Consider the following 10,899-nt stretch of genomic DNA (forward strand, 5'->3'; position numbering starts at 1 on the left):
TTGACGGCCAGGACGCCGCCGGGCAGCGGGTGCTGCTCGGTGGGTTGCCAGGCCACCGCCACGGCTAGACCGCGGGGGCCGAGCCGGAGCACCGCCCCGGGGCGTCCGTCCCCGGCCTGGACGATGTCGATGCCGACGGCCGCGAGAGCATCGGCCGTTGCGTTCCACAGCGCCCGGTCGTCGTCGCCGGGTTCGCCGGTGGCGGGGGAGAGGGGCTGTTCAGGCTGATCGCCAGGGTGGTGCGTGTGCATCCTTTGACTCTATAGCGCCGCCTGCTGGGCGCCCGGGGGCAGGATGGGCAGTGGCCAGGCCGGGTCCGGGGCCCAGGCGGGCCACGGGAAGCCGAAGGGGCCGCGCCGCTCCTGCAACAGGCCGATGGCGTGCTCGCGGGCGTGGTCGACGGCCCGGTGGTCAGCCTCGGTGACCAGGCCGAGGCGGCGGCCGTGGGCGTACTCGTCCTCGTCCTTCCACCGCCAGGAGGACAGGTCGGGATCGACCACCAGGTCGACGAGCAGGTCCAAGGTGTCGATCCCGATCCGGGTCCGCACCGCGGGCCGCTCGAAGTTGACGTAGAGGCGCAGCGGCTCGCCCGCCGGGGACTGGAAGTGGTGCAGGGAGAACCAGCTGCCGGTCTCGAAACGCGAGCGCAGAACAGTGTCGCGCCAGGCCCAGGGCTCCAACTCCCATGAACCTGAAGCGAGATGCTCCAGTCCGTCCTTGCGGGAGGAGTCGTCGCCGGTGCGCAGCGCCGTCGTCCACGTGGTGGGGGCCAGAGCTCGGATGCCGGGCCAGTAGCCGATCTCCAGCAGGGTACCGCTGTCGGAGAGGGCCCGATGGGGCTGGGCGGACCAGACCCTGCCGAGGTGAACGTCCCGGCGCACCACCGTGGTGCCGCAGGCGAAGGGGGCCGGGGCTGCCGGGGCGGCGGCCGTCACGGTGCTCCCCACGTCGGGCAGGAGGGTTCGTGCCAGGTGGTGCGTACGACCATGCCGCCCGGGGAGAGGTGCTCGCTGGACCGGGTCCGGCAGCATCCGGCCCGGTGCAGAGTGGGCGCGGTGTCCTGCCTTGGCGGTCGGGCGGCGGCTGGCTGCCGGCGGCGGCGGGTGGAGGTCGTCATGACGGATGCTGTGCCCGCCATGTACGGGTGCCTAACCCGGCCTTCGTCCGGACGGAGGAGCGTGCGCGTCCCGGGCGGTCACCAGGCGCGCCGTGCGGCTGGCGGCCGGTAGTCCTCCCACAGCCCGGCCTGGCCGGCGCCCCGCCGGTAACGCACCCCGCTCAGGCCGATGATCCGGTGCTGCGCCACGGCGAGGGCGCGGTGGCCATCCACCGGGCGGAAGCGCAGGACGCCGCGACGGGGATCCCAGTCCTCGGGGTTGCCGAACAGAGTGTGCATTGCGGGCGCGTCGGCGGGGCCGGACTCTACGTGCAGGCGCAGCGGCTCCCAGCCCCGGCAGTGGGGCAGCGCTGGTATTAAGGGGAAGGGGAAATGAGTCGGCCCGCGTTCCCGGGCCGGTTACCGTGTCCACCATGAGCACGACCTCGCCGTCCGCCGCCCCGGTCCCGCTGCACATCGCCATCGAAGCGCCGCCGCCACCTGCGCCCTTCGCTCCCACGGTGATCGGCTCGGCCGCCGGCCCGCACAACCGGCCCTCCCCGGCCCCGAAGCCCACCGGGCCCGACTGGGCGGCGCTCGGCATCGAGCTGCGCTGGAAGGACCAGGAGACGAGCGACTGCGCAGCGATCCTCTCCCCCGTCCTCGGGCCCGCGACCGGCGCCGAGGAGTACACCCGGTACGCCGCGGGTGCCCAGCGGCGCGGCGAGAGCGTGCTCGTCGTGGCCTGCACCGGCGCGGGCGAGCGCAGCTACAACGTCTTCTCGGGCACGGTCGCCCCCGGCATCCACCTGCCCGGCGCCTACGGCCAGATCACCGCCAACCCGCTCCCCAACGGGGTGCGCCCCGAGCTCGCCGACAACCTGGACCACGCCGAACACGAACTGGGCGCCCGGCTGCTCAACAGCCCCCCGAACACCTGGTTCGGCCTGAAGCTCCTACAGGCGATCACGCACTCGGGGCGGGCCGGGAGCGCGGTGATCGCACCGAAGCCGAAGGAGGCGGTGCTGCGCCCAATCCTGGTCGACGGCCTCGGCAACCCGATCGCGGGGGTATGGGTGCCGGCCGACAGGAGTGCCCGCTGGTTCGTCGTCCCGCACGGCACCGACCAGAGGCTGCTGGCGGAGTGGGTGGTTCAGCACGCGCTGCCCGCGTACGTGCCCGGCGCGCTGACCCGCGCCCGCTCGACCCTAGTGCGCGACCCGGCGTTCGCCACCGACGCCGAGACGCGCCTGATCGAGGCGATCGCCCAGGAACGGCGCGACCACGAGGAACGACAAGCCGAGCTGCAGCAGGAGCTCGCGGCGCTGCAGGCCGTGGCCGACCCGCTGCGCGACGGCCTGCTGTTCGGTACCGGCCGCCAGTTGGAGGACGCGGTGCAGGACGTCCTCGTGGCGGCGGGTGCCACGGTGACCCGCCTGGACGACGTCTACGGCCCCGAGTCGGCGGACCTGCTGGCCGAGTACTGCGGCCTCCGACGCCTGGTCGAGGTGAAGTCTGCAGGCAATCGGCCGCCGCAGAACCTCCCCGACAAGCTCCTCAAGCACCTGGCCACCTGGCCGAACCTGGACGGGGCCGAGCCGGTCGACGGCGGCGTCCTGGTCGTCAACCACCAGATCAAGCTGCCGCCCGCCCGGCGGGATGCCGAGGTCTACACCGACCGGGCGTTCGCCGACGCGCTGACCGTGCCGGTGATCGGCAGTACCCGCCTGTTCGAGTGGTGGCGGCGGGAGGACTGGGAGTCCGTGCGGCACGCCGTCTTCGGCGACACCACCGAGGTGCGGCCGGTCGAGCATGCCCAGATACGGCTGACGGAGCCCACCGAGCCGGGCGCCGGGCCGATCCCGGCTCGACCCGGCCTGCTCGCGCGCTGGCGCCGATAGCCGTCAGCCCTGCTCCCAGGACCGCGGCGAGCCAGTGGACCATCGACGCCAGCCAGTGGGGGCGGCCGCGCTCAACCCCCACGACGCCGCGAGCAGGTGTGTAGGACCGCCCACCGCTTCGCCGGCGCGCCGCAGGCAACGTTCCAGGGCTACAGGACGGGGGCGTAGGCGCGCGCCTGGGTGGTCCACATCGCCGCGTACTCCCCGTCAGCGGCCAGGAGCTCCTGGTGCGTTCCCTCCTCCCGGACGTGGCCGTGGTCGAGGACGATGATGCGATCGGCGTGCTGGGTGGAGCCAAGCCGGTGCGTGATCAGGATGACGGTCCGGCGAGTTGGAGGACGATGTGCGACGCCGCCCGTTCCTGGGTCTGGCCGCGGCGGTGCTCGCCCCGGCCGCCCTCCAGCAGGACGCCCACGCCGCCGGGCCGCTGTCCGGACTCGAGGACCTGCTCCTGTACCGCACCGGCCGCGTGCCTGCGCCCCGCCGGGAACCCACCGCCGAATCGGTGGCGGCGGCGCTAACCGCCTCGCGCCAGGAGTTCCGCGACGCCCGCTACGACCGGCTCGCCGCGGCGCTGCCCGCCCGGATCGCCGCCGCACAGCTGTTCGGCACCCCCGACCAACAGGCCGTCAGCACCGCCGCGCTCTACAACGTGGCGGTACGGCTGTGCATCAAGGTCGGCGACAACAACCTGGTGGCGGTCACCGCCGACCGGGCGCTGACCGCCGCCCGCGCCGGCGGCGACCCGCTGGTGCTCGCCGAGGCCCAGCGGATGGTCTCCAGCTCCTGGCGCCGGCAGGGCTCGCTGGCACGCGCGACCGACATCGTGGTCGTCGCCGCCGAGGAACTGCTGGCCGACACCACGGTGCCCGAGGCCCAGCGTCTGGCACTGCGCGGCGACCTGTACGCGACCGCCGCCTACACTGCCGCCAAGAGCGGTGACCGGGGATACGCACACGCCCTGATCACCGAGGCCGCCGACAGCGCCGCCGCGGCCGGACGCTCCTCCGGCCTGGTCGACGGAGTGCAGGGGGTGGCGCTGCACGAAGTGTCGGTGCACTACGAGCTCGGCGACGCCGGCCGGGCGATCGAGTACGCCCGCACCGTCGACCCGGCGGCACTGCCGACCGCCGAACGGCAGGCCCGGTTCTTCACCGATGTGGCCCACGCCTTCGACAAGTGGGGCAAGCCGGAGCAGTGCTACCGGGCCCTGCTCGCCGCCGAGCAGGCCGCCCCCCAGGAGGTGCGCCGCGGTGCGGTCCGCGACCTCGCGGTCGGGCTGCTGCGGCTTGACCGGCGCCTGCCCGGGGTGCGGGACTTCGCCGTCCGCGCCGGCGTGCCCACAGCGGTGTGACCAGGGTCTAAGTGGCCCCGGCCTGCCCGGACACCGAGTCGTCCGGGGTGCTGTACCGGCGATCGTCTCCCTCGCGCCGGGGGAGGGGAGAACCGTCGGTACAGTCCACCCATGATCAGTTCGGGGGGAATCCGGATCGACCTGGCGTCGATCGAACAGGCATTGGAAGCCAACGGTCACGACGGCTGCGGCGTGGAGTTGGTGCCCACCAGCCCGTTCGCCGTGGACGAGGAGACCGATGTCCTGGATGCAGCGGAGGAGGCGTTGGGCGCCGCCAACGACGGCGACGGGGCCGACTACGTGATGTTCGGGCAGCAGCCGTCCTTCACCCTCGACGGCGTCGGTGTGTCCCTCAAGAGCTACTGGGGCCCCAACTCCCTCACCACGTGGCTCCGCTCCTTCGCGCACGCCCTGGAACAGCGCGGGTTCACCGGCCGGCTCACCGCCACCTCGCTCGTGGGGCCGCCGCGGTGGCTGTGGCACGACTACACCCCCCGCGCCGGGGCATTCATCGCCCTGGACCGCCCCCTCACCGACGCGGACCACACCGCCCGCTGGTGCGCCGAGACCGCCGACTGGGCCCGGCACGGGGGCAGCCACGCCCTCCTCCACGCCGGACCGGTGCTCCAGCACGACACCACGGACCAGGTCCCGCAGCATCTCGCCCGGACCCTGCGCACCGCCGGCCACGGCATCCTCACCTACATCGACCCCACAACCCCCCGGGCCGCCAGGGTGCGAGTGCAGCAGGACGGCCTGGCCGTTTTCCAGAGCTACGACCCGGCCGCGCCGACCGCCGCTCTGGTGGCCCGAGCCCGGGACGCGATCGTGGCCAACGCCGCCCGCACCCGGCTCGCGTTCGCCACCATGACCCCGATGTGGTCCTACGGCTGGGAGCAGACCGGCCGCCAGCCACCGGCCGTCGCCCCCCACGAGATCCGCCACAACCACCCGCTCTGGGAGCGCCGCCTCCCCGATGTCTACGCCCTGCAGTTGCTCACCCGGGCCCACCTGGACCACGTGCAGGACCTGGCCGGCTGGACCGTCACCGAGGTCGGCTCCGGCCGCTACCTTGTCGAAGCGGACGACCTCGCGGCCTGGTGCGGGCCGGGCGGGCCGCCGGAGGACGTTCTCGCACAGGCTCGCGCGGCCTTCGGCGCCGTGCTCGCGACGTCGGACGACCTGCAGTGAACCCGGCCCTCTACCCCGGTCTTCAGCAGACCCGGCTCGACGAGCTCCGGCGGGGCGAGGGCGGGCCGGCGCCCTTTGGAGGCGACGAGTGCCGGGCCCACGACAACAGCGGTCAGGAATGGACGATCACCATTGCCGCCCCTAGCAGCGGCGATCCACGAACCTTGCCGAAGCCGGAGGCCGTGGTGGTGGCCACCAGAGCCCCACACCTGGCCGTCGGCGAGCTGCGGACGCCGGTCTACGTCCTCGCCGAGTACGTCCGTGCGGCCGAGGTCGCCGAGGTCATCACGAGCGTCAAGAGTCCGCGGACCCTGACCGGCCTCGCCGCCCGGCTTCTTACCCTCACGACCACGACAGAGGCCCTCCGGTGAGCCGGCCACCCCTTCCGCCCGCCGGTACCGCCCGCTTCATCGGCGCTCCCGAACCCGAACGCCGTGCGGCCGGCCTGTCCGGCCACTGCGACGCCTGCGCACTCCTCGGCCACGACGACGCCCATCCCGATCTCGACTGCGCCAACGTCGGGTGCTTGGTCGCCCACAGGCTCGACGAGTCCGGCCGACCGCGGTGCGCTGACTGCGGGTTGGTGATCACCGGCCCGTGCCTGTCGGATCTTCCTCTTCCCGGCGAGGCCGGAACCGACCAGCTCCGGCACTGGCATACCGGCCCGAGCGCCTGTGAGAAGGCCATCCAGGAAGAAGGCGGCAACGCCCGGTAGGCCCAGCAGCCGGCCGCCGCGATGCTGCCGCCTGCCGCACCCGGGCTCCGGCCGGCCGTCTGCTCAACCGCCCGGGGCTCGGCACCGGGTCGCCGGCCGGGCCGGGCAGGGACTCGGGAGCTGTGGTCGCCGTCCGGCCGGGGGGGTGACGAGGTCGGCCTGGCCGATCCCGGCTTTCTTGAGTTCCTTCGTGACGATGGGTGCTCCACCCGGGGCGCACCTGGGGATCGCGATCGCCCGCGCGCTCAAGGCCGCGATGGACACCCGGGGCATCAGTGCCCGGGAAGCGGCCAGGCAGGCCGGCTTGGGGACGACCCACCCGACCGTCCTCGACACTCTGCAGGGCAAGCGCCTGCCGGCCACGCACACAGTCCTGCTGCTGGAGATCGCGCTGCGCACCCTGCTCTACCCGAGCGGGCTGTACGCGCAGCTGGAAGCAGAAGAGCCCGGCCCCGGTGGCACGGTGGCCTGATCCGGGGCCGGGAGGTCAGGCACCGAGGCCGACGTGGCGGACGTAGAGGTAGGCGCCCCAGTCGGAGTCGAGCCCGGAGATGATGTCGTCCCAGACCTTTGCCAGCTCGGAGGCGTCCCCGGCCACCATGGCGTCGACAGCGGCACCCCAGACGTAGCGGACCTGGACCTTGCGCACGCGCAGGTTGTCGCGGCGCCTGCTGGGCAGGACCGGTTCCTGGTTGATCGGGTGGATCTCCACCCGCGTGCCCTTGCCGCCGTTGTCCAGGTGCTGCTTGAACGGGCCGGGGTTGGACATGATGTTCGCCGCGCGCAGGTTCCAGTAGGCGGTGTCGATCTTCTCCAGATTCTCGGGGCGCGGCATCTGCTTGCCCTTGGCCCAGGCCTTGACGGTGTCCGGGACGGCGGTGATGCCGGCCTCGGCCATCGCGGCCGGGCCGCCGCTGACGCTGGTCAGGTAGCGCACGCGGGCCTTCATCCCGCGCCGGGTCGTCACGGGCGACTTGATGCCGCCTTCGACGATCATCCGCTCCAGGGCGTCCTCCAGGGCGGCGCCCAGGGCGATCTTCCCGTGGACGTTGCCAGGATCGCCCGCGGCCCCGTACTTGCCGAAGTTCTTCCATCCGTCGGTCGACACGTTCTCAGGCAGCCTTCTCGTAGTTCTCGGGGAGGATGTACTGCTTCTTGAGCTTCATCTGGGCCGCACCGCGGCCCTCGACGAACACGCCGCCGGACTGGCCCGGAAGGCGACGCCACTCGCCGCCGGTGACGTGGAGCTCGTCCGTGCCCTTGAGCCGCACGATCGTCAGGCCGGACTGATGGGCGGCCTCGGCCTTGTACCAGAGGTTGGCGAACGCCTGGCTCCTCAGGATGTGCATCCAGTCGGGCCGCCGGATGCCTCTGTTGAAGGTGGACTCGCCGATCGTGGACACGAACTTGGAGTACATCGCCTTCACATACTCCTCGCCCACGCCGTCACCGGCGGCGATGAACTCGTCGCGGGCGATGTTCAGGACGCGCCGGAACTTCTCCAGCAGGTCCTCGCTCGCCCCGGAGACCCACGACTCGGTGATGTGCGGCGGGTCGGCGTAGTAGTCGAGCTTGTGGCAGCGGATCAGCAGCCGCACAGTGGCGTCGTCCAGCAGCACGGCCCCCGGCTCCTGCCGGTTTCCGATCGGGTCGGGCAGGTGCGGGTGCTGCCAGATCGGCCGCTTGGGCAGCAGGTAGATGCCCGACTGCTTGCGGTGGAAGCCCCCGTTGCGGTTGTGCTCCAGCGCGCCGATCGGCAGATGTGTCTTCAACGCGCTCATGTAGGCGGCGTTGGTGTCGAGCCCGTCGACGGTGACCGGGGCGTCGGCCCGGAGCCCGGACATGAATGGCCGGTTCGTCCAGTTGTGGCGGCCCTCCCACACCTCGTCGGCGCCGCTCTGGGTCTTCTTGCTCAGGAACTCCCACTGCTCCGGGTACACGGTGTGCTCGTAGGTCGCCCCGACCCGGGTGGCCTCGAACAGCGCCATGCCATCGGGGATGCCCCGAAGCTTCGCCGCCTCGATCGCCTCCTTGCCCGTGCCGTACTGCTCCTTCACCTCGGCGGCAGCATGACGGATCACGCGGAGGAAGTGGTCGTAGTCGCGCCCGCCGTAGCGCGCGCCGTCGGGCGACGAGCCCGCGCCCGCTCGGCGACCGCGGGCCCGGGAGGCACCCGGGCTACCCCCCGGCAGCGGACGCCAGGCGTCCGGGGATGTCAGGTCCGTGGGGAAGCCGGATCCGCCACCATCCACCGTCGGCTCCTCTCCGGCCGCCGGGCCGGATCCAGCTGCGGGCTCCTGCTCCGGGACGGACGGCGGTTCGACAGCCGTTTCGGCCGGTGGTACGGCGGGATCGTCCACAACGGACGCCTGCGCCGGGGCGGGAGCGGCGGAAGCGGGGCTGGGGTCGGTCAGGCGGGCGTGAGCGAAGTCCGCCCGCAGGACCACCGTGGCCTGCTCGCCGAGGTCCCGCTCGGCGACGGTCACCCGGACCTGGTCGCCGGCGCCCCGGGTGTGGTGACGTTCGAGAAGCAAGGTGACGTCCGCCGCCAGCGCCCGCAGCAGGGCCGCATCGTCTGTGTCGAGCGCGGCCAGGACCGGGATGCCGTGGGTGCGCGCCAGGTGGGTCAGGGCCTGAACGGCGTCGCGGAGGGCAGGCGGACCGGACAGGGGAAGGCGCGGGTCGCGGGCAGCCTGGAGACGGTCGACGATCACCAGGGCGAGGCCGGGGAAGTCGGCGGCGGTCTCGGTGATGGCGGCGGCGTCCAGGCCGCTCCCGTCGTCGATCAGCAACTGCGCCGAGGACAAGAGCCGGGCGGTCTCGGCGACGGCCCCGCGCTCGGCGTCGTCCAAGGCGCCGGCGCGCAGGCGGCGGTAGTCGACCGGCGTCTGGGCGGCGATCACCCGGGCGGCGACGTCGGCCCGGGTGAGCCCGGAGGCGGCGTAGAGGACGGGGTGCCCGAGGGTGAGGGCGCTGGCGCGGGCGGCCGCGGTGGCGATCAGGCTGGAACCGGTGCCCGGCTCGCCCGCGACCAGGTGGAACCGGCCGGGCTGGAGCCCGCCCAGCACCGAGTCCAGGACCGCGATGCCGGTCGGCAGCCCGGCTCCGGTGACAGCCCGCTCTGCCTCGTCCGTGGTGGCCACGGTGAGCAGGGCTTCGAGCGCGTCGCCGAGGGGAGTGATCCGCCGCCGGCCCGACGGGGTCGGTGCCACTTCGGTGGCCGAGGCCGCAGCGGTGGCCGGCTCGGTGGACGGGACGGCCGGTGCGGGCACAACCGGGCTCTGCTGCGGCTCGTGCGGCTCCGCGGCCGGAGCGGACGCGCCGGTGTCGTCCGCCGGCTCAGGCGGGCCGGCGGACGGCTGGGGCGTGCCGGGGGCGTCCATCGTGTGGCGCAGGAGCTGCGACTTCAGGCTCGCCAGCGCGGGGCGGTCGAGGACGCCGTCGAGGTGGGTGGTTCCGGTGAGCACCAGCGGGAAGGGGTCTGCGGCCCACAGGGTGTACGCGGCTTCCAGCGCCTCGGTGGGCAGGCGGTGCGCGTCCAGGACGACCACCAGGGGCGAGCGGCGCTTGAGGGCGGCGGCGATGAGGGCCGTGGTGTCGGCGAGCGAGCGCGGGCGAGCCTGGGTCCGGCCGGGGTGCAGTGCGGCGAAGAGCGGGTTCAGCAGCGCCGAGCGGGTCTTCGACGCCTCGGGGGAGACCCGGACGACGGCCGCCGGATCAAGGGGCGCGGTGAGGGCGGCTTGCGCGCTCGCCGGGTCCGGGGAGGTGAGGGCCATCACGGCACGATCGCGGACGACGCCGTGCGCCAGCTCGGCGAAGTCGTCGGCGGGCTCGGCCGAGACGGGGGCGGCCGGTTCCGGGGACGCGGTGGCCGGTACCGCGGTGAGGACCGCGACGGTGGCCTTGTGGCGCCGGAGTACCTGGGGCTGACCGGCCGCAGCGTTCTGTACCAGGGTCGCCAGGACCGGGCGTGCTTCGGCGATCCCGTGCACCGGCGCATCGGCCAGCGCGAGGGCGAGCTCGTCGGCCAGGGCCGGTGAGATGAGCCAGGCGGCGTCCTCGCCGCGTTCGAGGCGAACGGGGCCGCGGGTCGTCTCCCTGATGAGGGCGGGCAACTGCGGTCTCGCGTCGCGCGCCTGGACGGTGCGGACGACCGCGAGCCGCGCGGCCGGGTCCGGACTGGGGGCGTTGGCGGGCACGGTGAGGCCTCCCACGGCGTCAGGGTTCGAGCGGCGGATCCGCCGTACCGCACACTCTATCAGTGCGGTACATATTTTTGGGGTCATTGTGCACCGCATCGGGTGGCGGCGGGGGCGTGGGATTGACGCCAGCCGTCTGGTGCCCGCGGTGTGTCGCCTCTGTCGGCGTAATGGTCAGTGGGGCTCGTGTGCGGGCAGCTCTGTGCCCGGGGGGTGGCGACATGCGAGACCTGGGAGCGATGCGGGCTTCGTGCCGGTGGCCTGGCAGCATGTCGGTCACTGACTGTCGATCGGAAGAAGTAGCCTCATGAACCGCAGTGAACTGGTGGCCGCCGTCTCGGAGCGCGCCGAGGTGACCCGCAAGGACGCCGACGCCGTTCTGGCCGCCTTCGCCGATGTCGTCGGCGAGGTCGTCGCCAAGGGCGACGAGAAGGTCACCATCC

Annotated in this window: 11 protein-coding genes; 6 read left to right on the plus strand and 5 right to left on the minus strand. The window is 73.2% G+C overall.

The window, feature by feature from the left end:
* The 3 genes from AA75_RS12105 to AA75_RS12115 all read right to left on the minus strand — a co-directional run.
* A partial coding sequence (locus AA75_RS12105) for a hypothetical protein (RefSeq protein WP_033819934.1) occupies window positions 1–251 on the minus strand: 251 nt, incomplete at its 3' end.
* Window positions 252–260: 9 nt separating this feature from the next.
* The gene (locus tag AA75_RS12110; RefSeq protein ID WP_063794339.1) at window positions 261–947 is read right to left on the minus strand and encodes a DUF402 domain-containing protein; all 687 of its coding nucleotides are present in this window, start codon (window positions 945–947) and stop codon (window positions 261–263) included.
* A gap of 248 nt (window positions 948–1,195) precedes the next feature.
* Entirely contained in the window at window positions 1,196–1,396 is a 201-nt protein-coding gene (locus AA75_RS12115; RefSeq protein ID WP_033819935.1) for a hypothetical protein, read from the minus strand.
* 134 nt (window positions 1,397–1,530) lie between these two features.
* On the opposite strand from AA75_RS12115, the gene AA75_RS12120 reads away from it, so the two are divergent.
* The 5 genes from AA75_RS12120 to AA75_RS12145 all read left to right on the plus strand — a co-directional run bounded on the left by AA75_RS12120 (window position 1,531) and on the right by AA75_RS12145 (window position 6,729).
* Window positions 1,531–2,997: a hypothetical protein gene (locus AA75_RS12120; protein WP_051812172.1), complete on the plus strand. Its 1,467-nt coding sequence runs from the start codon at window positions 1,531–1,533 to the stop codon at window positions 2,995–2,997.
* 343 nt (window positions 2,998–3,340) lie between these two features.
* Window positions 3,341–4,351 carry a hypothetical protein gene (locus AA75_RS12125; protein ID WP_051812170.1) on the plus strand — a complete coding sequence of 337 codons (1,011 nt, stop codon included), beginning with the start codon at window positions 3,341–3,343 and terminating at the stop codon, window positions 4,349–4,351.
* Between the two features lie 111 nt (window positions 4,352–4,462).
* Window positions 4,463–5,542: a hypothetical protein gene (locus AA75_RS12130; RefSeq protein ID WP_033819937.1), complete on the plus strand. Its 1,080-nt coding sequence runs from the start codon at window positions 4,463–4,465 to the stop codon at window positions 5,540–5,542.
* 164 nt (window positions 5,543–5,706) lie between these two features.
* Window positions 5,707–5,913 (plus strand): hypothetical protein, encoded by a 207-nt coding sequence (locus AA75_RS47325; RefSeq protein WP_149038088.1) that lies wholly within the window; start codon window positions 5,707–5,709, stop codon window positions 5,911–5,913.
* Window positions 5,914–6,453: 540 nt separating this feature from the next.
* Complete coding sequence (locus tag AA75_RS12145) at window positions 6,454–6,729, plus strand: hypothetical protein (RefSeq protein ID WP_149038089.1); 276 nt, start codon at window positions 6,454–6,456, stop codon at window positions 6,727–6,729.
* A gap of 15 nt (window positions 6,730–6,744) precedes the next feature.
* On the opposite strand, the gene AA75_RS12150 is transcribed toward AA75_RS12145, so the two are convergent.
* Window positions 6,745–7,365, minus strand: a complete 621-nt coding sequence (locus AA75_RS12150) for a hypothetical protein (RefSeq protein WP_082526437.1) — start codon at window positions 7,363–7,365, stop codon at window positions 6,745–6,747.
* A gap of 4 nt (window positions 7,366–7,369) precedes the next feature.
* Window positions 7,370–10,471, minus strand: coding sequence for a DnaB-like helicase C-terminal domain-containing protein (locus tag AA75_RS45465; RefSeq protein WP_158515484.1), 3,102 nt, complete (start codon window positions 10,469–10,471; stop codon window positions 7,370–7,372).
* A gap of 292 nt (window positions 10,472–10,763) precedes the next feature.
* Between AA75_RS45465 and AA75_RS12160 the strand changes: the two genes are divergently transcribed.
* Window positions 10,764–10,899, plus strand: a 136-nt coding sequence (locus AA75_RS12160; RefSeq protein WP_033819942.1) for an HU family DNA-binding protein, incomplete at its 3' end; no start/stop codon positions are given.

Source organism: Kitasatospora sp. MBT63, assembly GCF_000710465.2.
In the GTDB taxonomy this organism is placed as follows: domain Bacteria; phylum Actinomycetota; class Actinomycetes; order Streptomycetales; family Streptomycetaceae; genus Kitasatospora.